This window comes from Corynebacterium sp. LK33, from assembly GCF_014334955.1.
Classification (GTDB): Bacteria; Actinomycetota; Actinomycetes; order Mycobacteriales; family Mycobacteriaceae; genus Corynebacterium; species Corynebacterium jeikeium_D.
On record NZ_PDGU01000018.1, the window covers coordinates 71,576 to 94,028 of the forward strand.

The window sequence follows — 22,453 nt, forward strand, 5'->3', positions numbered from 1 at the left end:
TGGGGTCTGGGGTCGGGCTAAAACTTCGTCCGCCCCGCACGCCACGCAATCAACGCAGGCAGGAGCCTGTCGACGTCGTCGACGACAATAAGCGCATCGAGAAGCTCCGGCCGCACAAAACCCGCATCCACAACGTTGCGGAGCAGAGCCAACAGCGGCTCCCAAAAGCCCGAAGGACCCAGCAACGCCACTGGCTTGGCATGAATCCCCAGGTGCTGCTGGGTCCACACTTCGAAGAACTCCTCCAGCGTGCCCGCGCCGCCGGGGAGCGCAACAAAAGCATCGCCAAGCTCATACATGCGCGACTTGCGGTCGGCCATAGTCGCAACAGTTTCCAGGTGAGTCAGCCGCGGATGGGCAATTTCCTTCTTGACCAGGACCTCGGGGATGACACCGGTGACACTGCCGCCGTCGTCAAGCGACGCGTTAGCAACCGTTCCCATAAGACCAATCGCCGCGCCCCCGTAGACGAGCTCCACCCGATTTTCCGCGAGTGTCTGGCCGAGGCGTTCGGCGGTGACGCGCCAGGCGGGATCGTTGCCGAAGCCGGAGCCGCAGAAGACAGTCAGTGACGACAGTGCGCGCTGTGGCTGCTCACGGCCAGCGGCAAGCTGGGGCAGCTCTTCGCGGAGCTTCGGCAGAGTGGTTTCGACCAGCATAGGGGCGATTTTCCCGGTCGGTAGCCAGGGGTCGAGCCAGCGAACCTCTTCAATTTCGGCGTGGGGCTGAACGTTCGCCAGCTCATCGGTGAACTCGCCGACATAGCGCACATGGTGGCCGACGACCTCGAAGCCCGCCTCGTTGGCGGCGGCCGCACGGGCGATATTCCACGGACGCAACAGCGATAGGTCGATGTCCACGCCGAGCTCCTCGGAGACCTCGCGAGCGGCGGTGACCTCCGGGCGATCGACGGACTCACCCGGCTCGAACTTGCCGCCGGGCAGCATGAACGTATCCGTACCCCGCTTACGAACGCACAAAACCCGCCCCACCGGGTCAGTCACAACCATTGCGGCGACAACGATGGAACGGGTTTGTGCAGTCACTCGGGCTCCTTAGGTGAAGGAGGCACCGAGGCTCTTTCGCCTAGGGATCCTTCACAATCATCTTCCCGGGCGAGTATAGACCCGAGCGAGTGATATCTTCATACTCAATTTCGGCGACATCCGGCTTGACCTTGTCCTTATTCGGACGTGGCGAGAGCTTCTCGACGGAACCCCAGTCGCGGCGCCAGTCGTTCTTGAGGTAAGTCGGTACGGACGTAGCCTCATTCACAGCGTCGGAGAATCCGAGCGGACCACCGCCATCGACCGACTGCCAGACATCTGCACCGACGACCTTCAGGCCACGGTCCGGAGTGATGCGGTATTCCGGAAGCTCTGCGACACCTGCGTAGTGGTCGAACGGACGCTGGCACGGGAACTGGAAGGCAACCGGCCAGTCCGGGATAGTCGCAGTTTCCGGCGAAATGACATCAGTCATCGACTGCAGCTCGGCCAGGCGCGGCGGGGTCAGTGCCAGCCACTGATCCTCGGAGACGTCATTGTCCTCCGCGACCAGTCGCACAGCGGTCGCTCCCTCTGGGATCTCCTCGGTCAGGAAGCGCAGGTTACGCCAGGTCGGAGCAGGGCCGATATCAATCGGCTCCGACTCGGAGAGGACCTCGAAGCCATCCTCGTCGCCGCCCTTGCGACCGTACTCTGCCACCAGCTTGCGACCCTGCTGAGCCACACCGTTGATGTCGTGGTGGAAGATACGGCCGGCCGCCGATACGACGAGTAGCGGGTGGTCCTCGTCAATCTCAGGCAGCTGGAACCAGGAAGTTTCCAGGCTTGCAGGACGCTGAATGTCCTCGGAGTAGGAGCCAAGCACCGGCACCTTATCCGGATCCAAGCCAAATGGCAGCTCGACCTGCGAGCCGTTGACACCCTTGTCGGCGCGCTTGCCGCCGTCGGTGCCCGACGCGGAACCGCCCTCAACTGTGGCTTCCGGATCAGTAGATTGATCATCAGTGTCGGCAGTACTTGCCTGGCTCTGGCTGGTGTCCACAGCTTCGGCCTTCATGTTTGACGGGACGCCGTTCGGGTCGAAGCCACGGTTCTTGCCGCCACCGCGCAGCGATTCCGCTAGCGGCTTGCCATCGACGGTATTCAGGAAGCCATCGTTCGGATCGGTTTCCATCAGCACATCGCTCGCCATATTACATGTCTGACCAGCCAAGGAGCGGATGTTGCCCGCGGCGACCGAGTATGCCGGGTACTGCGACACTGCGCCCTTGCCCAGCGAAGCCACCATGAACATCGTCACCAGCAGCGTCGTCACCGCAATCGGGGACGATGCAACTGCATTGATGCGGCGCGCGCGTGCCGACTTTTCCTGCGACTTCGGCTTGGTGCGGAACTCCTGGACGAAGTTCATTACGGCACCAGCCAGCAGCAGTAGCAAGGCCAGAGCCAATACTGCTGAACCCAGCTGGTGGCCGCGCAACTGAATAGTCTTGTCGAACCACGGCACACCGTAGGACGACACATACCACCAGCCGTTAATACCCATCAGCGAGAAAGCGAGGATGAAGGTGATACCACCGGCAAAGAACAGCTGGTTGCGCGGGTTACCTGCTACCCAATGGCTAATGGCCATGGCGGCAAGTGCTGCCAGGGAAGCCGCGATGCCCGCGTATACGCCGAAGTGGTGCGTCCACTTTGTCGGCGTGAAGGTCAGGAAGAACATGGTGCCGATGAACATGAACACCAGGCGTGCCGACGGGCCGGCCAGAGCCCCCGGAACGGTGCGGTGACGAAGCAGCGCGGCAATCGTGATGCTCAAGCACGCCAGTGCAATCAGAACCGGGAAACGACGCGGGAAGGCGCCGTCGACCGACTGCAGCACCAGCCAGTAGTAGCGGACGTACTCGTTGTACCAAGGCTCCGACGGGCCGATGATGCTGCGGACGCGAATGGACTCGCGGACCGTGGCCAAAGTCTGGTCGCCGAAGACACCGACCAAGATGGCGGTGCCGGCAGCCAGGAACGGTGCAATCTGCATCAGTGGGGCCTGCCAACCACCACCGAGAGCCTTATGGCGCTCAACGACAATGCGCACCAGCATCGGGATGCCTGCGAGCAGGGCGGCAACTGCCATTAGGCCCGTTGGGCCCGAGCCCAGTGCCAGCGTGGCGATAACCACTGCGACTGCAGCTGGCAGCAGGCGTCGAGTTAGAATTGCGCGCTCGATAAATACCCAGGTCAGCAGGGATCCCAGAGCAATGACCGGCTCCGGGCGCAGTCCGTTGTTGTACGGCAGCCAGAAGGCCAACAGCACACCAGCAGCAGACCAGTAGGCCACCCGGCGCTGGGCAATCTTCTCGCCGAGGCGCGGGATAACCATTCGGGAAATAATGAACCACACCAGCAGTGCGGACAGCAGCGCAGGAAGTCGCATCCACAGAGACGAGGTGGACACCTTCACCATCAGCGACAGCAGGTCGTAGTAGGGGCTGCCGAACGGTGACTCAGGAGCGCCGAACCAACGGTAGTAGTTCGCCATGTAGCCCGACTCGTCGGAGACGCGCGCCATGGTGAAGATGTAACCGTCATCGGAAGTGTTGCCACCGATGAAGTGCCAAACAACCAAAATCGTGCCAACCAGGATGTCCAGCGGAGTCGGCTTCAACGCACCGCGCTTGAACAGCGGAGTGAAGGAGGAACCGTCGATACGGTCAATGCGAGCTAACGCGACCAGAGAAGCCAGCGTCAGAAGCAGACCCAAGTACATGACGATGTACTTCACCACTGTCGGGTGTGAGGTGTAGCGGGAGTCGATGTTCATGTGGACATCGAGTCCATCGGCTACGGCCTTGGCCGCGTCGCCGTCAGCGGGCAGGTCAGTGTAGATACCGGTGACCTGCGGGCGGTAATCGCCCTGTGCGGTGGCGGTGAGCTTCTCACCATCTGAGTTCTTGGCGCCGTCGATGTTGACGGTGGTCTCATGCTCGTTTGAGCGGATCTCCAGGATCTTGCCCTTGTTGCTGGCAAGCTCCTTCTTATCCAGGCTCATCACCACGCTGTCGCGCAGAATGACGTCGAGGCCGTCCTTGCCCGAACGCACCATCAAGCCCCGTTTAGTCGGCTTATCCGCGGTCGGCGGGATAGTCGACAACAGGGTTGTCCGCTTGTCGGAAAGTTCATCCGTCAGCGACAGAGGCAGATCGACGCTCAAATCCAACGGTGCCTGCGCCATGAGTGGCGCATCCACTGAGTTCAGTGTGTCGCGCTGAGGCCAAGACACGGAGGACTGAGTATTCACGACCGGGAGGAACGGTGTGATGACAAAGCAAATGAAACCGACGATTCCAGCGATAATCGCTGTCCAACGAGTCAGCGTCGTAGGAGAGGGGCCGTCCATAGGCGGTCTCTCCACGCGGTCGATGGTCACTTCGGGTGAGCCGTCGACACTTTCTTTGATTTCTTTAGTTTCGGCAGTCACAAGGAAAGATACTACGGTAATTGGCGTTTTTCTTTGAGTTTGCAACGCGAAAGTTACATCACAGTTTCCACATTAGTAACAGGAATCACGTTTATAGCAGGGGATGGCCGCCCAATACCTACTTGCCAATACCTACTTGCGAACCGCCACTACGAACGGGCCGACCTGGTTTAGCTCCCAGTGCTTCTCAAATGCAGAGCGGGCAAAATTCAGGCTCCGGAAGACCACATTCGGATTGTTCGGATAGATATCATCCGCGATGTCCAACGTCAGTGGAGCGGCATCCTCGCCATCAGGTGTCTCAACCTCGCCCCGCAGCACAATGGCATCCGGTCCGCGCCACGGCGTTTCATCCATGGCCTGCACGAGCTCATCGGGATCGCGAATTTCCGACCATTCCTCCAATGCCTGATTACGGCGGTCAAACTCACCCAGAGGGTTAGCGTAGTGGCTGGTCAGTGCCTGGAATCCATACCAGGGATAGAGTGCTTGGAAATTCTTCTCATCCGTCAGCACCACTGTCTGGGCCGGATCGAGCCCGGCCTCCTTCAGCGTTTGGTCCACCGCTGAGTACCACGCCCCGGCATTCGGTGGGAAGCGGTCCGCGCGCTCGCCGTTACCGTCGGTGTCGGTATGCGCCAAGTCGATGGCGCCATGCAACTTATTCGGAATCGACTGCGCGTAGCCAATGCCCGCCAGCAGCAAGACTGCCGCCATTACCGCGGAAACGCGCTTGGCAATGTGAGCTGGTGCCGCCTGCGGCCAATACTTCTCGATGCCGTTGAGACGGGCGTCGGCAAGCGCGACCACACCAGCCGCAATCAACATGAACGTAATCGGTGCGGTGAGGCGGAACCCCAGCAGCGTGCGTCCGAGCAGCGTCGCCACCATCGAGGCCACTACCCAGCCATAGAGCACCAGCGTGCCCAGGCCGAGCGCGCGGGCATCCGGCTCCGTGGCGCTGACCAGCATGCGCACGACGCCGATGAAACACAGCACACCGATTACGCTGGCGGCGAGCATCGGCAAAGGCAGCTGCGCGCTCTCCGGGGGCAGGTAATGCGTCGCTGTCGCGCCCGAGCGCGGTGCCCCCGTCACAACCGCCAGCATGTACGGACCCCACACCGTCGCCGCAATCAGCATCGATCCCACGCCCATAATGATCAGGCGCACTACAGGCATCCACGAGCTTGACGACGTCCACGCGACCACGGCCAACACGACCACAATAAGCGCGCCTACGGCAGTGTAAAGAGTGTAGAAAGTCGCAGAAATACCCAGGAAGACGAGCACGCCAAACATGGCGGACCAAGCGCCGGTGAGACCGCGCCAGGCCATCACGGTCATCGCCGGAAGACCCATAGCAACGACTGCGGCGTAGGGCTCATCGGCGACAGTGGCCAGGGCGACGGCCGTGGTTGTCAGCGCAATGCCAGTGGCTACTGGCAGGGAGCCACTCAGGCGTTGCCACACCGGAATCAAAACACAGCCAGCAGCGGCGAGTGTCATCAACGCCCAGGGCTGGAAGACCTCCCAGCCGGCAATGCCCAGGATATTGGCCAGGCGTCCGCCCAGGAAGAACCAACCAGCGGGGTAGAAAGACGGGATGTCGATGTACGACATGTCATGCAGGCCAGGCTCCGCGGCCATCCTGGTGAGGTATTCAGTGCGGAACTCCTGGTCGACAGACAGACCGTCTAACCACAGCTTGGTCGAGCCCAGCGGCAGGCCGACGGCAGAGACCACCAGAATGGCCGGTGACATGTAAGCCATCAGGTACGTCAACCACGTTAGCCACCGGGGGCGATTGTCTTTGCCCTTGGTGGCGAAGAAATACAGCAGGACGGTGGTGAGCGTCAGCGTGATGACAATCAGCGCTGTTGCGACCGCCCTGGTCAGCTGCGAGCCGCCAAAGGCCGGCAGTGACAGGCGGTGGAACACAAACCAGGACGCCAGAGCGATAACCGAACCGCCCACAAGCGCTGCGACCAGGTAGAGGAGGGCAGCCTTGAGGGAGAGCTGGTCATCATTGAAGATCTCGTAGCGATCTTCGTCGGTGAACTCGCCTGCGAGCCGGTTTGTGGAAAACTCTGTAGTTTCGTCAAAAGCTGGCGAAGCCTGTTGGGCTTCGCTGCATGATGAGGTGTCGGCCTGCTTGTCAACCATGCTTTTAAGTGTTGCACACGAACGTGAACGACCGGATACCTGCGACGTGGATATCGCTTTGAGGGACGAGTTCTTTAGAGTTTCACGGTAAGGTCTTTACGCGTCGCGAGAAGGAAAGCTCTCCAAAGGATTATTGAAGAACTGGCAAGCCCGATGACCAATCCCCACCACACCCCGTGAGGCCCTAGACCGATGGGAAAAGCAAGTATTAAAGCAGCTGGCAAACCTATAATCCAATAACCAGTGAGGGATGCCTTCAAACCAGTAGTGGTGTCGCTAATCCCGCGCAGGAGACCGATAGCTATGTTTTGTGCAGTATCGACAAATTCCATCACTGCGCCAATAGCCAACAACCCCAATGCGATGCTTAATGTCTCGGTGGCATTGGATTTCTCGGAGCTGTTTATAAATGGGGAAAGTACGAGGCGGGGAGCGCAAAGAAAGCTGACGGAAGCAACAGCAACGATGGCAGCCATCATCGTTTGAGTTCGAATGCCGACTTGGCGTGCAAGGGAGTTGTCATTCAGACCCCAAGCGCGACTCACAAGAATAGAGCTGCCGTGGGAGAACCCAACACCAATCTGGAAAACAATAAAGGTTATTTGATAGACGACGTTGTGCGCTGCGAGTGCTTCTGTGCCAAAGGATCCCATGACCATCGCCAGCACAGAAAACATGCCCGCTTCGGCTCCGTAGGTTGCTGAGACTGGAAGCCCCAGACGAAGCTGAGTGCGGACGAGGTGACGGAGCCTTCCGTGCATCGTGTCTCTGTCGGCACTCCAGAAATCGAGGGCAAGAAAAGTTGAGAGGTCGGGATCTCGGATGGTGATTCGCAGGTAAATTAGGGCCGACAATAAATGAACCAGTGTGGTGGACAGTCCAATACCTAGCAGCCCCAATGCAGGAATAGGCCCGAACCCGAAACCGAGTGCGTAGTTCAATGCTGCATTCACTACAATCATCGCCACGGTGATGTGCAGTAGAGATTTTGGTTTGCCGAGGCCTACACAAAACTGACGGGAGACTTGGAACCACAAACAAGGAACAAGACCTGGCGCGAGCAACCACATCATGGAAGTGGCTGCGGAACTAATCTCAGCGGACTGGCCGAAAAACGGTAGGGCGTAGGCAATCGCCATCAGAACCAGTGCTCCCACTAGACCGCTGACAGTTGCTAATAGCCAGCCGGTGCGTGAGAGGTTGCGAATTTCGCGTTGCAGCGTAGCGGCAGATAGTTCGGAGTCCGCTCGCTCGCGAGATTTGCTTTCGTAGAGTGAATGAGCCGACGCAATTCTATTGCCCAGCGGTGTTAATAGGCCCACGGCCATTGTGCGTATCTGGTTAAACCACACAACTGCCAAACCTCCGCCAGCAAGAGCCCCGAGGCTAAGTTGGCCCATCATGAAAGTGTCGGTGGTTGAAATTGCGATATTCGCAAGCTGTGTGCCGGCAAGGGGAAGAGACAACGCCAAAATCTGGCGGTTTAGTTTCTGAGAGGTAGCTCCGGGCACTACTTTTCCTTCGACCATGAAACTCGTGTTGAATTTAGCGAAATTGGGCTTTCCCCAGCGCGCAATGACATAACTTGTTCCCAAATTTTGGACTCGAGAGCTACATCGAGCAAATCGCGTTCGGCCATCCACTCATCGTTGAACACGGTATCTAGATACTTTTCCCCTCCATCGCACACCATGGTCAATGATGTAGAACCAGCGGGAAAGCTCGGTAGGAGCTCGAGGGCTGCTATTACGGCTCCGCCAGCAGATCCTCCCAGTAGAAGCCCCATGTGCTTTCCGATTGTTCGGCATGCAGCGAAAGCTGCTTTGTCGGATACCTTTGCTCCGTAGTCGAGTAAGTCGTAGCGAACTGAAGTGCCGATAACTGCACCTTCGGGGGTGCCCGTTCCAGATTGCCAATAGTCGTGTCCAGGAGCACCGAATGCAATGGAACCTTCCGGTTCGACGCCTATAATAGTGGGACGGTGTCCCAATTGATGGAGACGTTCAGTAACTCCAAAGAGGCTTCCACCTGTGCCTACGGCACTAATGATATGAGTCGGACTTTCCCCAAGATCATTCAAAATTTCATCAGCTGCAGGGTAATAACCCATCGAGTTTGCGACATTGTCATGCTGCTTCATGAATACCCAGCCGTGTTGTTTGCCGAGCTCCTCAGCATGGTTTTCTCTAGCCGATGTGGCGAGCGAATCGTCATCTTGATTGGAAACGAAGCACATCTGTGCATTCATTGCACGCATGGAGTTCAATTTATCTTTACAAGAATGATTATCGACGACTGCTACGAAGTCGTATCCGCGCTCAAGTGCAAGAAGTGCTAAGCCCTGTCCAGTATTACCGGAAGTCGATTCAACGATAGTGCCATGCTCTTGAAGTCGGTTATCCTGCTCTGCCGCCTTAATCATCGACTGGGCCATCCGGATTTTCGCACTTCCAGTTGGGTTGAATTGCTCGAGCTTAAGCAAAACGCGACTTTTCTGGGGAGTACAGACAAGCTCGAACAGAGGAGTATTGCCAATGAGTTGAGACATCTGCGTATAAATTCTTCTTGGCATCTTTATTTGGCCTCTGTTCTAGCGATCTTCCGTGATGGTCATGGTGACAGGATTAAAGGCGTATTTCTGAGGAATCCGATATCCGTGGAAAGCAGACTCGTTCGAGTCCATTTGATACCCGGCTGTGTCGGGATAGACTAGGAAATCTCCAGGTCGAGGCCTGTCGGGGAGTTGAATCATTCTTTTGCTGAGATAATCGCTGTCTAAGCACGTTGATCCGGAAACTGCTGTTGCGGTAGCTACTCCCGAGTCGATAATGACTCCGTTACGCACAAGATATGGGTCCGGATAATACTCCGAGTTGAACCATTGCTCTGAGAGGCTGAGACTAGTTCCACGTACGACAGTTACTGTCCGTGCAGCATTGGGCAATGCGTGACACGAAAGAACAGGAAAGAAACTAGCACCCGCGAACTGGCATAAAGACCGTCCAGGCTCTGCCAAAATCTTTATGTTGTGACGATGAGCGCGCTGAGCCATGGAGTCCGAGCTGCGTCGAGTGGACTCCATATCTCGACGTGTCAGTGGGCGATGTTGATTAGCTATAAACCGTAGTGAGTATTGTCCGGATAAAGGTGATCCGAACGGATATTGGTCTTTAGGTTTATCCGAATCTATGAACATTTCGTTTTTTAGTCGAGATTGCAGGTTTCGCCAGACTCCATACTCGACTGAGCTTGTGGGAAATCCACCTCCAATGGAAATAGTGTCGGCCCGTGGAGACAGGGAGCGCACCTTGAGTAGGGTGTCGATTGCCAGATGCGACATGTTTATCCTCTCGTGGAGGTCATAACCGTTGCAGTGGAAACTTAGGCCGGTAATTTCGATGTTGGCACGGCCTTGGCTAAGACGAGCGGTTAGAGACAAGGCGGTATCGATGCTCATACCAAACCGTGTGGAGGGGGTTTGGTTCGCAATCCGGAGAAGAACTCGGAGCTGATTAGGCGTATCGATTTCGTCGACAAATTGGGAAATTATTCTTGAATCTACTTCATTGGAAATAGTTAGAGTTGCATCGTGGCAAACTGCCAAATGGATAAGTTCTCGACTCGGTGTAGCACCAGTAATGATTAATTTATTTCCTGGTACACCAGCGGCCAGAGATGATTGGAACTCTTCTACGCTGGCGACATCGATTCCACTGTCGAAACCACGAAGAGCACTCAGTGCTATCTCGCGACTGAAGTGCGCGGACTTATTTGCCTTTTTGCCAAATCGAATACCGAATTTAATGCCGACTTCCTTAGCGGTTGTATGCCAGGCTGAAAGTGTTTGAGCAAATTGGTTTGGGCAAAGGACATGAAAAGGGGTGTCGGAAAGCTCAGCAATGAAGTCAAGTTTCCCTGAGCCAATCAGAGCCGTTTGCCAGCTTGGAACATCAATCTTGCATGATATGGCACTTACCACAGGGATATCTCCGTCCCGAATCCCTGCTTAAGACCTTCCTTGGCGAGGATTTGGCCGACAGCGATATCGGTTAGAACTAGTCCGCTGTTATAGCAAAACGTAGTTTCGTCAATACGAGGCAGTTTGCGCCCTTTGCGGAGCAAATCGGATAGTTCGGCATGGACATTCGGCAACCGACCATCGGTGTCAGCGTAATCGCGACCGGTAACATTCATCTGTTCGATACTCGTCGTGATGACTCTGCTCGCTTGATGACAGATATCAGGGGCGATTCCGTAGCCCACAACAACGACGGTTGCGTGCCGGGGAATATCGGATGCTGTGACAGTACAACGAGTCTCAGGTCCAGCGGCCCCGATAATGAGATCACAGTTTGAACTCACAGTTGTAGGATCGTCTACAATCTTGATTTTTATTTTTCGGCCAAGCTTCACTGCTGCTGTTGATGCAATCTTGGCGCCTTTCTCTAGTCCCACGCTGTGGCTGCCGGCGAGATAAATCGTGTTTAATGTTTCAAAGGTTTCAAGGAGAAAAGGGGCTGCGTTTTGTCCTTGGGTTCCCGAACCGATGATGAGAGCGCTCTGAGGAATTGCACCAGCATACTGTGCCAACAGCGCTGAGACTGCCGGGGTTCTGAGAGTTCCTGCCGCAGCGCCGTCGAGAAGTGCAATAGGATATCCGCTGGAATCGTCGTACAGTGTGAGGGTCGTGTAATAGCTTCTATCCCTGGCGCTTTGTTGGTGAGTTTTGCTCCAATGGGTATAGGAAGTCTTGAATCCGACGGAATTTGAAGAACGACTTCTGCCGACCATCGAGTAACTCACGCTTTCAGGTACTTCAACTTTGATTTTCCCTGGGCACAGAGTTCCTGGCTGGTCGAGCTCGATGAGAGCGGATTTCACCGACTCGAGTACGGACTCGGGTGAAATTTTTATTTGAGCTAGTTCTGATCTGCTGAGGACGGTCAGGTTAGTTCGCTGTTTCATAGGATTTCACCATCCATAAATCGGATGTGTTGGCCGTAGCCGGGTTCGTTGATTTCATTGATGGGGCGTGTGTTTTTGGTTCCCATAATGTTGATGCGTAGCATCCAGCGGTCGGTCCCGTCGTAGTTGGCTACGAAAGGTACTCGTCCGTGGGCGCATCGGTCATTGTTGATGATGACCATCTGACCTGGCTTTATAGGCACCGTATAGGTGACAGTGTGAAGAGCCTGTTGAAGCTTCTCAAATGCCTCCCACCACTGTAAGGTTCCAGAATTTTTGTCTGTGTAGGCGGGGTCAAACCGCATGCCTAAATTGCCATCAGTTTTCCAGATTGATGTCATGGCAGTAGGAGCTGCATATTCGTAATCACCGTAAGATGCATCTGGAATAATGATGGCTCCGTCCCCGGTTAGAATTTTTTTCGAATCTACATCGAGTAGATGCCATGCTTCATCGATGGGGGCCAGCGTAGTGCCGACATTTTTGGGGTTACGAAGACCAAATAAAGCGAAGTGCGTCGCGCGCCGCGGATGAAAAGCATCTTCTGTGTGCAGAGTCAATGTGGTGTTGCTGCTGGCGCCAACTTGCTGGTTCTCCTGGCTGCGGGTCGGCACCAAGTCTGTGGTGATACGGCCTTTCTGCTGTCCGAACCATCCGAATGGGCGACCGACAGCGCTAGCGATGATCGCAAGAACGAATCTCCAGGTTCGGACCTTGCCAACGCATTCCTGCCACGTGGCTGGGGTAGGTCCGTGAACTGCAGGGAAGGGAAGTCCATGGATGGAAGTGGCATGGGCAGTAGGGGAGAGCAGAATTAGTTCTTTCAGTTCCTCCAGCTCATCAGTCAAAAGATGATTGATGGCATTGTACGAGTCGGGAGAGCTAATCTTCTGTGTCGCAGCCAGTTCGTCGGCAGCTTTAACGATCCTGTGTGAGAGTTCTTGGCTCAGGTGCAAATGCTGCATGGCAGAGAGATTAGGTGGGGGTAGCCTATGCTGTAAAGGGTGACCTAGGTAATTATTCTTAAAAGAATTTCGTTAGTAGGCTTGCCTAAGCTTTACTGCTGCTGTAGTTGTTAGCTATGTCTTTTCTCCTGTGGGCAGTCTTTCTTAGAGATTAAGGAACCATCATGACCAATTTTTCTCGACGCCAATTCCTCGCTGCAATGGCAGTTATTGGGACAGGCACTTTTCTGACGGCGTGTACGTCACGAGAGTCGACGGCAGGGGATGGGGCTGCCAGTGGGGATGAAGTCGAAAACGTTAATGTGCTGCGTGTTGGGGCTCTCGGGAAAGCGGCAAGCGCTCAACGAGACCCTTACCAGCTTTTGCCTAATGATTCAGATATGCTTATTAGCTCCCTGATCTGGGAGGCTCTGACGGTGCCGGGCGAGAAAGAAACTGTAGTGCCACGCCTGATGCAGGAATGGAAACAGAATAATCCGACTGAGTGGGAATTTATGATTGCCGACGGTGCTACCTTCCATGATGGTTCCTCGGTCACATCTGAAGATGTCGTGTGGTCGTTGAAGAAGATGCTTTCGGATGAGGAAAACTCATTCCGGCTTCCAGTGATGCCTGATAGCATTCGTGCTGCTGGAGCCAACGTCGTTGTGATGGAAACTGCGGAACCGAATTCACAGCTTCCGATGCTTGCGCGATTGATGACCTTCGTGATGAAGAAGGGTTCCTCTGCTGAAAAGCCCATTGGATCGGGGCCGTTCCAGCTGGTCAGTTGGGAAAATGGTTCTGCTAAGCTCAAGCGTTTCGATAACTATCACGGAACAGTAGCAGGAGTTGCTGAGGTCCATGTCATTCCATTTGAAGACTCCACCGCAATGACTAATGCGCTGTTGTCCGGGCAAATTGACTTAGCTCAAGCTGCGGGTCCTATTGCGGCCCGATCCGTCGAAGGAAATGAAGATATAAAGATTGTGCGCCGGATGAATGACTCGGTTATTCCACTAATCATGCGTACCTCAGATGGGCCTTTCTCAGATGTGAAAGTTCGTCAGGCGCTGCGCCTTGCAGTTGATCGGGAGCAAATCATCCAACGAGCTCTCTCCGGTTATGGAACCCCTGCAAACGACATTCTTGGAACGGCAGATTCGAACCTGGATTCTTCGTTAGTGCGTAAGCGTGACGTTGTGAAAGCGAAGAATCTCCTCCAAGAGGCAGATTTTGACCTTGAGAAAACGTATGACTTGTACGTTACCCCTGAGGCTCCGGGTCAAGTAGAGGCGATGAAGGTTATCGCTGATCAGGTGAAAGAAATCGGCATGACTCTCAATGTAGTGGAGCAGGATTCGGGTACTTTCTACGACGAGACATGGACCAAGGCAGACCTATATTGTGGCTATTGGGGAACTAATGATTCTGTGCTCTTCTTCGCTGGGAAGGTTCTCGACGGTGACGCGGCCTCTAATGAGACCGCATTTGATGATGCTGAATTCAACGAGATTTATGATCAGGTACTGGAAAGCACCGATACTGAGAGAATTAACCAGCTAAGCCGCCAGCTGCAGAAGATTGAGTTCGAGCGATCCGGGTATCTGGTCTGGGGTGCATCTGACGGAGTCGATATTGCGAGAGCTAATTTGAGTGGTCTGCCTAAGGCTCCAGGCTATGGTCGTGTCCTTCTTGAAACCGTCCAGAAGGCTTAGTGTGCCAGCGGAAATCGCGCGTTGGCTTATTCCTCGGCTGATAATTCGTGGAGGCTTACTTTTCGCAGTTCTCGGACTTGTTTTTGTAGCGATTGATTGGCTGCCCGGTAATGCTGCCTCCGCAATCTTGGGCGCAAACCGGACCCCGGAAGCTCTGGCAGCGCTAGAAAGAAACCTGAATCTTGATAAGCCGCTTATGGCCCGCTTCCTGAGCTGGCTGGGAAGTGCGTTTGCGGGCGACTTTGGTACTTCCGTAAACGGAGTACCGATTATTAATCTGCTGAGTTCAGCGCTGCCTGTGACGCTGGCAACAACTGGTATGGCATTTTTAGTCACTGCTGTTCTTTCGGTAGCAATCGCCATTTTTTGGGCTTCACGTGCTGAAAGACCCTGGATTTCGCACATTATTGACCGATCGACAGTGGCATTAATTGCGCTACCAGAGTTTGTCGTTGGTGTGTTTCTGGTAGCGGTATTCTCTCTCTGGCTTGGTTGGTTTCCCGCGGTCACTATTACCGCGGAAGGCTTGCCAACCCAGATAAGTATGTACGCATTACCGGTTATGGCGCTGGTAATTCCTCAGGCGGCCTGGAATTCGAGAATGCTTTTCGCAGCGTTCGAGGATGCTTCTCACAACACTGCGGTCCGCAATGCTGAGCTAAACGGAATCGTGGGAAATCAGCTGGCACTTCGACATATCCTGCCGCTATCCGCACCGACATTTGCTACTTCAATGGCTACAACAGCAGGTGTTTTGATAGCAGGGACAGTCACAGTCGAAGCGTTATTTAACCATCCTGGAGTGGGGCTTTTGGTGTCTAATGCAGTCGCGCAACGGGATATCTCGGTGATTCTTGCCGTACTTGCTGTAACAGGGGCGATCATATTGGTGTTGCTGACTGTGGCAGATGCAATAAAAGTCGCATTCACCCCGAAGGTGCAACTATGATTCGAAGGTTTTTAGCGGGGGCCTTTATCGCCCTAGTGTTAGGCGGACCGGTCGCTGCTGGTTTGTTTGGCATTGAACTGTCGGCGCATGGCGTGCCCTTCGCTAACGGTAACGAGGAGGGTTTCCTAGGAACAGAACACCTGGGGAGAAGCGTGGGCGCTGCAGTGCTTGTCGGTGGCCGGTCCTTGGTCGTAACTGCAATTATCGTCGGTTCTTTGACCACGGCATTTGGCGCTCTATTCGGTATCTTGGGGTCGCTAAAGCCAAAACTGGGCTTCTTTATTGAAGCAGTGGCGGATGTCACCATCTTGGTGCCCGCAGTAATTCTTTTGCTTTTAACCGCAGTCTTGTATCCCAATGGTGGGCTACCAGCGCTTATTGGTGTTTCGGTTGTGGTGGGTACGCCTTATGCTGCCCGTGTGGTCGCCGCCGCCACCTATCCCGTTGCTAACGCTGGTTATGCTCAGGCTGCGCTGGGCAGTGGCGTATCGACCGTCTCGATAATCTTGCGGGACATCATTCCCAATATTTCCGCAGTACTTCGTTCGGTATGGAGTCTTCGCATTATCGAAGCGCTGTATGTGCTGGCTACGGCGAGCTTCCTTGGGGTCGGGAGAAGCCTCGGTGAGTTTGCATGGTCAGCGATGGTGCGGGATAACGCGAGTGGAATATCACTGAACCCCTGGTCAGTACTTGCACCAGCCGCCGCGTTGGCAGCGACATCGATTGCTGTAGTGGCCCTGATTAATGGGAGGCAGAAGGAACCGAAGGATGTGCCGAGCTCGTGATTGATGTAGATATTTCCGTGATGCAAAGCGGGCACGTTATCCTACCCCGCACAGTGCTCACTGCCCGAGCGGGTGAGATTACGGTTTTAACTGGGGTGAGCGGCTCCGGGAAGACCTCACTTTTAAAGGCATTGATTGGTGCGGTACCGGAGAGATCGGAAGTAATTGGTGGGGTTTCTGTCGAGTCCAGTGAGTGGCGAGATGTAAACCCGCTGGAGCTTCCATCATGTGAATTAGCTCATTTTCGCCGTGAGCACATTGCTTTCGTAGGACAGGATCCGGGCGCCGAGTTGCCACCATTGATGTCAGTAGCCCGGATGCTCCGGGAGCTAGCTCCAGCGGCCGACGTTGCAGCGTTGCTGCAGCGTGTAGATCTTCCAGCCAGCATTGCTTCCCGACGTATTCACCAGCTTTCTGGTGGACAGCAGCGACGGGTGGCACTGGCTCGGGCACTATCGCGTTCGCCTGAAGCCATCGCTCTTGATGAGCCCTTCGCCGGCCTTGACTCCGATACTTCGACGGTAATCGCTCATCTGCTAAGAGGCATCGCGGATAGTGGCGTTACGGTCATTTTCACCGCCCACCAGGTTCCTAAGCTTGCGATTTGCATTGACTCGGTCGCGGCTGTCGGGAATGGAACGGAAAAAAGCGATTCGATCACCCAGCGCGTGGAACGCCAGAGTGTAGAGACGACTTCTGGCCACAGCCCGCGTTCAGTAACGAAAGGCATCCAGGTCACAGAACTCTCCAAAGCCTCGATTGGTGAATCTATGCCGGGGGCGGGGGCAGGGGCGGGCGCGTCTCCAGTCTTAAGAGTTTCCAACCTGAGCTGCGTGAATAATGAACGCGTGACTCTTTTTCAGGGCCTCTCTTTCGCTGTACAGCGTGGCACTATGGTTGGGGTCAAGGGACCGTCGGGAAGCGGAAAGTCGACACTACTTCGGTGCCTAATCGGGCTAAACCACGCAGAGTCGGGTGAGATTGAATGTGCTGGTGTAACTCGTGAAGCTAAGCGTACATGGCCACGGAAGAATCGTTTGATGATGCAGATAGTTCCGCAGGATCCTGCCTCTACGTTGAACCCGAAAATGACCGCACTCGATGCCGTAGCGCGTGCAGCCCGGGTGTCGGTAAGGGGACGCCGTGACGCACGCCGAGCGGCAATAGATTTGCTCGATAAAGTCGGTATCGATAAGCAGCTCGCACAGCGTAAGCCAAGTGGACTCTCTGGAGGGCAGAGGCAGCGTGTTGCAATCGCACGTGCTCTAGCCGTGCGCCCAAAGCTCCTGCTCTGCGATGAAATTACCTCGGCGCTTGATTATCAAGCAGCGACCAAAGTGATGAGCGTTCTGCAAGAACTCAACAGCGAGGGAATGGGCATAGTTCTAGTCAGTCACGATGATGAGCTGCTGCAATCGTATTGCTCCACGGTTATCCCAATTGGAACTGCAGCTGTGGGTTGAGACCAAAGCCCTGCTATTCGGGTCTTGGTCCCCTCCAGACCTTAAATAGGCAGCTTCTTGAAGATCGGGCGCGGAATGTGCTTCAGCACCATCATCACCAGCTGGAATGCTGGCGGAGCCCAGACCAGGGTCTTGCCGGCCTCGACGGACTTCACCGCGAGCTTGGCGACATCTTCCTTATTCACAGTCAGTGGCGCCTCGTCCACGTCAGCGGACATACGGGTACGGACCTGGCCCGGGCGGATAACCAGGGTCTTGACGCCGTACTCCTCCAGGGCCTCACCCAGGTTCAGGTAGAAACCATCCAGGCCGGCCTTGGTGGAACCGTAGACAAAGTTGGAGCGACGTACGCGCTCACCAGCAACGGAGGACATGGCAATGAACTGGCCGTGGCCCTGCGCCTTGAACTTCTGACCAACCAGAACACCCATCGACATCGCACCGGTGTAGTTGATGTTCGCAGCCAGGACCGCCTTGCGCTGGTTCTGCCAGAGCTCCTCGGCGTCGCCAAGCATGCCGAACGCGACGATGCAGATATCCACGTCGCCGTCAGCAAATGCCTTCTCGACGACCTCCGGGTGGGAGTCGAAGTCCGTTGCGTCGAAGTCGAGGGTGACCACCTCGGAAGCACCGGCGGCCTTCATCTTCTCAGCGGAGGCCTCGCGCAGCGGATCGTTCGGCAGGGAAGCCAGGATGACCTTGGCCGGGCCCTTCTTCAGGAACTCGGCGGTAATAGCCAGGCCGATTTCACTGGTGCCGCCGAGCAGCAGGATGGACTGGGCAGCGCCTACAGCATTAATCATTGGGGCTTAAATCCTCTCGGTTCTTTTAGTGCAGTTCCAGTCGACGCGACATGTCAGAGGCGAAGACACCGTGCGGGTCGATCTCGTTGCGGGTGTCCAGCCAGCTCTGCATCTCGGGGTACATCTGGTGGAAGTTAGCGGCGGAAGTGCGCGACTCCTTGGCCAGGTAGAGGCGGCCGCCGAACTCCATGACGCGACGGTCGAGGTCGTCCAGGAACTGGCCGAGACCCGGCTTAATCGGGAAGTCCACGCAGACGTTCCAACCCGGCATCGGGTAAGACAGCGGAGCGCGATTACCCTCGCCGAACAGCTTGAACACATTCAGCGCCGAGTAGTGGCCGGAGCGCTGGATATCGCGGACAATCTCCTTGAACGGCTCGACGGCCTCGCGCGGAACAACGAACTGGTACTGCAGGAAGCCCTTGGAGCCATAGCCACGGTTCCACTCACCGATGAGATCCAGCGGCTGGTAGAACTGCGTGAGGTTCTGCACCTGGTTCCGGTAGGTACCGGACTTCAGCCACCACAGCTCACCAATGCTGATCATGGTCAGCTTGTTCATGGTGAAGGACGGGAAGATATCCGGCACGGTCACCAGCTGCGGAGCGTTGAACTTCAGCGGGTCCTTGGCCAGCTTCGGGGCGTATTCCTCCAGCTGAGCCAGGGTTGCCAGCGAACCGCGGGAGATTGCGGCGCGTCCCAGCTTCGGCTCCGGCGAGATGGCATCGAACCACGCGGAGGAGTAAGTGAAGTTCTCCTCGGAGCCATCGGAGTGGAACTCGATGGTCTCGTCCAGAGTGTGGGTCATGTCGCCATCGGCGATGAAGTAGGCCGTCTCGGTCTTGGTCATCTTGATCCGAGCGCGGACAATAATGCCGGTCAGGCCCATGCCACCGACAGTTGCCCAGAACAGCTTGCCGTCCGGGTCATCCGCGGAGCCCTCCGGCTCGAGGTGCAGAATACGGCCATCAGCGACCAGCAGCTCCATCGACAGCACATGGTTGCCGAAAGAACCTGCGGAGTGGTGGTTCTTACCGTGAATATCCGGACCAATGGCACCACCGATGGTGACCTGGCGAGTACCCGGCAGTACCGGCACCCACAGGCCGTAGGGCAGCGCGGCCTTCATCAGCTGATCCAGTGTGACACCGCCGTCGACATCAACAATCGCCGACTCCTGATCAATGGAGTGGATCTTGTTGAGCTTCTGCATGTCGATGACCAGACCGCCCGAATTCTGGGCGGGGTCGCCGTAAGAGCGGCCCATACCGCGGGCAATCACACCGCGGCGCAGGTGGGCAGGCTTGTCGGAGTTCTGGTCTGCGACAGCCTTGACGGCGTTAACAATTTCATCCAAGTCCGGCGTCGACAGCACCTGGGACTTAGCGGGGGCAGTACGACCCCAACCGGTCAGGGTCCTGGCTTCTGTGTGTACGGCTCCGTAGGCACCGTTCGAAGCATCGGTGCTGGACTTGCCGTTAGTGTTAGTGGACATCAAGGCTAGGCTACCCCCTTGCACCGGCTCCGTCGCCCGTGACGCTCCGAGGTGTTGGTCACGCTTGAGGCCGCGCACGGGCCGTCGGAAAGCGAACGAAATGTACGGAGAGGCTATAGATCCATAATTTTTCGGATCTCTTCCGGCAGCATTTCCTGCGAGGTGATCTGCGGGCCGTCGTATGCCTCGAGTGCGCGGTAGACCTGTGCGCGCTCTGCGCTGTCGAGGATGGGCAGTTCCTCGGCGAACAGCATGACCATCTGGTTCGACAGCGGGGTATTGGTGTACTCGGCGGCCATGTTGATGGTTTCACGCGGCTTCTTCTTAAAAAAGTCGAACATGCGATAAAGGCTACCCCGCGTGGGATCCGTCACTCGCGATACCATCAACCTCATGACTTCCACGCCTGCTGCTGCTCCGCAGACCCTTGCCGTATGTAGTTCCACATCGCCCGTTGTCATTTGGCATGTGGAGCTCTCGCCGTCCTTTGCAGGCGAGAGGTTGTCGGGTGCATGGCTGGTGGATCCGCTTGACGACGGAGCCCTGGAGACCGCCACCAATCTGCTCACCGGTTGCTTTGTTGCGTCTGTGACCGCGGGCGATGGTGACGGTGACGCTGCGGCAGAGAGTGCAGAGAGCGCTGAGGGGGCGGACCTGCTATCGCATGCGATTGAACAGGCAGGGGCCACGGTGATTGACCTGACGGCATCCGTGGCCGGCATTCGTGACCACATCGGACAGCTGCGTGCTGCCGCGAAGGAAGAGAAGGCCAAGCCCGGCAAGGGAAATCTGACGGAGCCGCGGTTCCCCAAGGTCAACGACGTAGAGGTTATTGATTTTCCGCATGTAGGCGAAGAAGTCGCAGGGCCGGTGCTGGGGCTTGCCCGCGGGGTAGAAGAGCTGGTGGCGCAGTGGACCGCGGTGGAGTCGCAGCGCCTGCGTCGCAAGTACTTGGTAGAGCCGTGGGGTGCGGAGCCGCGCCAGATTCCGCTGGTAAAAACGCGCGCATTGTAGCGAGTTTTTGCCATCCAGGCCACATTGTTTTTCCTGCGTACGCTGTGAGGTATGGCAGCACAGACCGATAACGTAGTCGCCTTCCCAGGCGTTCGCGTGGCCACGGAACCGGCCACGCTCATTATCGGTGCCTCTTTAGAGGAAGAACCGTGCAGTGCCCACCGCGTCTTCGGGGTCAATGACCAGATGGATCTGCGAAGCCTGTCCCGCGTGTTAGCAGTCATCTTTGGGTGGGGCGAGGAAAGCGTGCCGACGAAGTTCCATTTGCCCGGCTCTGCGGTGGAGTCTGCGGCGCAGCTGGTGACTGGCGGCAGACCCGCAGCGGTCGGAGTCGTCGATGTTCCCCTGTCCACCACAGTTGCCGAGGTGCTGCAAAGTCCCGGCGATACCCTTATCTGGCAGTGGGGCCTGTGGGAACATACCTTGCAGGTCAGAGAAGCTTTTGCCCGCGATGAGGCCACCCCGGATGCCCTGTGCATCGGTGGCTCGGGTTCAATCCGCGCACTGGGGGATGTGGACGCGGAGGAGCCGGTAGATATTGCCGCAATCAATAGGGAATTGACCGGACGGGACTCTATTCAAAATACGCTGGCCACCGCTCGTGCCGATATCGTGGACATCATCGAGAGGTCGGGGGTGTTTGAATTCGTGCCCCTGTTACAGGCTCTGGACCTGCAGAGGTCGGAAGCAACCGCGCTGGAATTGACCGGGGAGGCGGGGGAGAGCGTCGTTAAGCGATTGCGCGCATTGCCTATAGAGGACGCCGAGAAAGACCCAGCCGGGCACGATGCGGCGTTGGTGGAGCTGCTGTGTTTGGCGGCGCTGACCTCGGATGAGCTGCGGCATGATGTGGCGGCGCATGTCATGGAGCGCCTCGGTTGGGAGAGCGACGAGGGCATCCCGCTATCCGGCGAGGATGTGGAGGAATTGGCGGCGGCTAGCTGGGCGGAGATGAGTGCGTTGGGCCTAGCTGGGGAGGATGCGCTCTCGCCAGTGGAGCGGCTGGATCTGCTGCGTGAGGCGCTGCGGCGTTAGTTCGTTTCTCCTCTTTATTGCCTCTTCATGTTCGCGCTGGCTGTTTGTTAGCTGGCCGGTGGCCTAGAATTCCTAGGCGTGTCAGCGAATGAAACAGCAAATGAAAACCCGAACCGCGACAACGGCAAGCTCGGAAACGGCTCCCACGAAAACGGTTTTGTCGTAGAGGACTCGGCCGCAGTGCCAATGGCGACGGAGACCAAGGACGAGCACGGACTGAAAGTGCAGATGATGCGCTTTATCATCTCCGGCGTCATCGCGGCGGTGGTGGACTTCGGCCTGACGTTCATCATGCTCAACGCCTTCGGGGCGACCAACTTCTGGGGTAAGACGGTCGGCTGGGTTTTCGGCACGATTACGGCGTACATCATTAACAGCCGCTGGACCTTCAAGTCGAAGTCCTCGGCGAAGAAGGTGCTGGCAGTTGCGGTGCTGTACCTGATTACCTACGCCACCCAGGTCGGCATCTTCAACGTGTTGCAGCCCTGGCTTGTCGAGGCCTGGGATTGGAACGCGCAGTGGGCACAGTTCGGCGCATTCGTCGTCGCACAGGGCGTTGCGACGGTAATTAACTTCATCATTCAGCGTGTATTCATCTTCCGTGTGAAATAGCGCGATACGCTGGGGG

General features: G+C 56.4%; 17 protein-coding genes and 2 pseudogenes. 8 read left to right on the forward strand and 11 right to left on the reverse strand.

Features of this window, described 5'->3' with window-relative positions; translation table 11 throughout:
* Positions 1 to 17 precede the first annotated feature (17 nt).
* The 8 genes from CRD20_RS05605 to CRD20_RS05640 all read right to left on the reverse strand — a co-directional run bounded on the left by CRD20_RS05605 (position 18) and on the right by CRD20_RS05640 (position 12,581).
* Positions 18 to 1,046 carry a TIGR00730 family Rossman fold protein gene (locus tag CRD20_RS05605; protein ID WP_187405025.1) on the reverse strand — a complete coding sequence of 343 codons (1,029 nt, stop codon included), beginning with the start codon at positions 1,044 to 1,046 and terminating at the stop codon, positions 18 to 20.
* 40 nt (positions 1,047 to 1,086) lie between these two features.
* Positions 1,087 to 4,485 carry an arabinosyltransferase domain-containing protein gene (locus tag CRD20_RS05610; RefSeq protein ID WP_187405026.1) on the reverse strand — a complete coding sequence of 1,133 codons (3,399 nt, stop codon included), beginning with the start codon at positions 4,483 to 4,485 and terminating at the stop codon, positions 1,087 to 1,089.
* Between the two features lie 132 nt (positions 4,486 to 4,617).
* Positions 4,618 to 6,651, reverse strand: coding sequence for a galactan 5-O-arabinofuranosyltransferase (locus CRD20_RS05615; RefSeq protein ID WP_187405027.1), 2,034 nt, complete (start codon positions 6,649 to 6,651; stop codon positions 4,618 to 4,620).
* Between the two features lie 74 nt (positions 6,652 to 6,725).
* Positions 6,726 to 8,180 (reverse strand): MATE family efflux transporter, encoded by a 1,455-nt coding sequence (locus CRD20_RS05620; protein WP_070429115.1) that lies wholly within the window; start codon positions 8,178 to 8,180, stop codon positions 6,726 to 6,728.
* On the reverse strand, positions 8,162 to 9,223 hold the full coding sequence (locus CRD20_RS05625) for a cysteine synthase family protein (RefSeq protein ID WP_187405028.1): 1,062 nt from the start codon (positions 9,221 to 9,223) through the stop codon (positions 8,162 to 8,164). The genes CRD20_RS05620 and CRD20_RS05625 overlap by 19 nt, the downstream gene beginning before the upstream one ends.
* Positions 9,224 to 9,241: 18 nt before the next feature.
* The gene (locus tag CRD20_RS05630) at positions 9,242 to 10,630 is read right to left on the reverse strand and encodes an alanine racemase (RefSeq protein WP_076772194.1); all 1,389 of its coding nucleotides are present in this window, start codon (positions 10,628 to 10,630) and stop codon (positions 9,242 to 9,244) included.
* Positions 10,624 to 11,616, reverse strand: coding sequence for an ornithine cyclodeaminase (locus tag CRD20_RS05635; protein WP_070429116.1), 993 nt, complete (start codon positions 11,614 to 11,616; stop codon positions 10,624 to 10,626). The genes CRD20_RS05630 and CRD20_RS05635 overlap by 7 nt, the downstream gene beginning before the upstream one ends.
* Positions 11,613 to 12,581 (reverse strand): TauD/TfdA family dioxygenase, encoded by a 969-nt coding sequence (locus CRD20_RS05640; protein ID WP_069359687.1) that lies wholly within the window; start codon positions 12,579 to 12,581, stop codon positions 11,613 to 11,615. Before CRD20_RS05640 ends, CRD20_RS05635 begins: the two co-directional genes overlap by 4 nt.
* Before the next feature lie 164 nt (positions 12,582 to 12,745).
* Here CRD20_RS05640 and CRD20_RS05645 point away from each other — a divergent pair, with 164 nt between their 5' ends.
* The 5 genes and pseudogenes from CRD20_RS05645 to CRD20_RS11310 all read left to right on the forward strand — a co-directional run.
* Positions 12,746 to 14,278: an ABC transporter substrate-binding protein gene (locus CRD20_RS05645; RefSeq protein WP_035010183.1), complete on the forward strand. Its 1,533-nt coding sequence runs from the start codon at positions 12,746 to 12,748 to the stop codon at positions 14,276 to 14,278.
* 1 nt (position 14,279) lies between these two features.
* The gene (locus CRD20_RS05650; protein ID WP_069359686.1) at positions 14,280 to 15,227 is read left to right on the forward strand and encodes an ABC transporter permease; all 948 of its coding nucleotides are present in this window, start codon (positions 14,280 to 14,282) and stop codon (positions 15,225 to 15,227) included.
* Positions 15,224 to 16,015: an ABC transporter permease subunit gene (locus CRD20_RS05655; protein ID WP_187405029.1), complete on the forward strand. Its 792-nt coding sequence runs from the start codon at positions 15,224 to 15,226 to the stop codon at positions 16,013 to 16,015. The genes CRD20_RS05650 and CRD20_RS05655 overlap by 4 nt, the downstream gene beginning before the upstream one ends.
* Before the next feature lie 20 nt (positions 16,016 to 16,035).
* Positions 16,036 to 16,522, forward strand: a pseudogene (locus CRD20_RS11305) (ATP-binding cassette domain-containing protein); the annotation flags it as partial.
* Between the two features lie 365 nt (positions 16,523 to 16,887).
* Positions 16,888 to 17,478 (forward strand): annotated as a pseudogene (locus CRD20_RS11310) (ABC transporter ATP-binding protein); the annotation flags it as partial.
* Positions 17,479 to 17,519: 41 nt separating this feature from the next.
* Here CRD20_RS11310 and CRD20_RS05665 read toward each other — a convergent pair.
* The 3 genes from CRD20_RS05665 to CRD20_RS05675 all read right to left on the reverse strand — a co-directional run bounded on the left by CRD20_RS05665 (position 17,520) and on the right by CRD20_RS05675 (position 20,117).
* Complete coding sequence (locus CRD20_RS05665; RefSeq protein ID WP_069359684.1) at positions 17,520 to 18,281, reverse strand: decaprenylphospho-beta-D-erythro-pentofuranosid-2-ulose 2-reductase; 762 nt, start codon at positions 18,279 to 18,281, stop codon at positions 17,520 to 17,522.
* Between the two features lie 25 nt (positions 18,282 to 18,306).
* The gene (locus tag CRD20_RS05670) at positions 18,307 to 19,776 is read right to left on the reverse strand and encodes an FAD-binding oxidoreductase (protein ID WP_005510894.1); all 1,470 of its coding nucleotides are present in this window, start codon (positions 19,774 to 19,776) and stop codon (positions 18,307 to 18,309) included.
* A gap of 113 nt (positions 19,777 to 19,889) precedes the next feature.
* On the reverse strand, positions 19,890 to 20,117 hold the full coding sequence (locus CRD20_RS05675; RefSeq protein WP_048761551.1) for a hypothetical protein: 228 nt from the start codon (positions 20,115 to 20,117) through the stop codon (positions 19,890 to 19,892).
* 19 nt (positions 20,118 to 20,136) lie between these two features.
* Here CRD20_RS05675 and CRD20_RS05680 point away from each other — a divergent pair, with 19 nt between their 5' ends.
* The 3 genes from CRD20_RS05680 (at position 20,137) to CRD20_RS05690 (ending at position 22,437) form a co-directional block, all read left to right on the forward strand.
* Positions 20,137 to 20,790, forward strand: a complete 654-nt coding sequence (locus CRD20_RS05680) for a hypothetical protein (protein ID WP_049189782.1) — start codon at positions 20,137 to 20,139, stop codon at positions 20,788 to 20,790.
* Between the two features lie 51 nt (positions 20,791 to 20,841).
* Positions 20,842 to 21,825: a hypothetical protein gene (locus CRD20_RS05685; RefSeq protein ID WP_049189781.1), complete on the forward strand. Its 984-nt coding sequence runs from the start codon at positions 20,842 to 20,844 to the stop codon at positions 21,823 to 21,825.
* A 78-nt stretch (positions 21,826 to 21,903) separates the two neighbouring features.
* A complete protein-coding gene (locus CRD20_RS05690) occupies positions 21,904 to 22,437 on the forward strand; it encodes a GtrA family protein (protein ID WP_053093006.1) in 534 nt (177 codons plus the stop codon).
* Positions 22,438 to 22,453: the final 16 nt, after the last annotated feature.

What these genes read in the sequence shown, in the direction of transcription:
- CRD20_RS05615 (WP_187405027.1), bottom strand. Translation starts at nt 6,651, where the DNA reads ATGGTTGACAAGCAGGCCGACACCTCATCATGCAGCGAAGCCCAACAG.
- CRD20_RS05620 (WP_070429115.1), bottom strand. Translation starts at nt 8,180, where the DNA reads ATGGTCGAAGGAAAAGTAGTGCCCGGAGCTACCTCTCAGAAACTAAAC.
- CRD20_RS05625 (WP_187405028.1), bottom strand. Translation starts at nt 9,223, where the DNA reads ATGCCAAGAAGAATTTATACGCAGATGTCTCAACTCATTGGCAATACT.
- CRD20_RS05635 (WP_070429116.1), bottom strand. Translation starts at nt 11,616, where the DNA reads ATGAAACAGCGAACTAACCTGACCGTCCTCAGCAGATCAGAACTAGCT.
- CRD20_RS05640 (WP_069359687.1), bottom strand. Translation starts at nt 12,581, where the DNA reads ATGCAGCATTTGCACCTGAGCCAAGAACTCTCACACAGGATCGTTAAA.
- CRD20_RS05645 (WP_035010183.1), top strand. Translation starts at nt 12,746, where the DNA reads ATGACCAATTTTTCTCGACGCCAATTCCTCGCTGCAATGGCAGTTATT.
- CRD20_RS05655 (WP_187405029.1), top strand. Translation starts at nt 15,224, where the DNA reads ATGATTCGAAGGTTTTTAGCGGGGGCCTTTATCGCCCTAGTGTTAGGC.
- CRD20_RS05665 (WP_069359684.1), bottom strand. Translation starts at nt 18,281, where the DNA reads ATGATTAATGCTGTAGGCGCTGCCCAGTCCATCCTGCTGCTCGGCGGC.
- CRD20_RS05670 (WP_005510894.1), bottom strand. Translation starts at nt 19,776, where the DNA reads ATGTCCACTAACACTAACGGCAAGTCCAGCACCGATGCTTCGAACGGT.
- CRD20_RS05675 (WP_048761551.1), bottom strand. Translation starts at nt 20,117, where the DNA reads ATGTTCGACTTTTTTAAGAAGAAGCCGCGTGAAACCATCAACATGGCC.
- CRD20_RS05685 (WP_049189781.1), top strand. Translation starts at nt 20,842, where the DNA reads ATGGCAGCACAGACCGATAACGTAGTCGCCTTCCCAGGCGTTCGCGTG.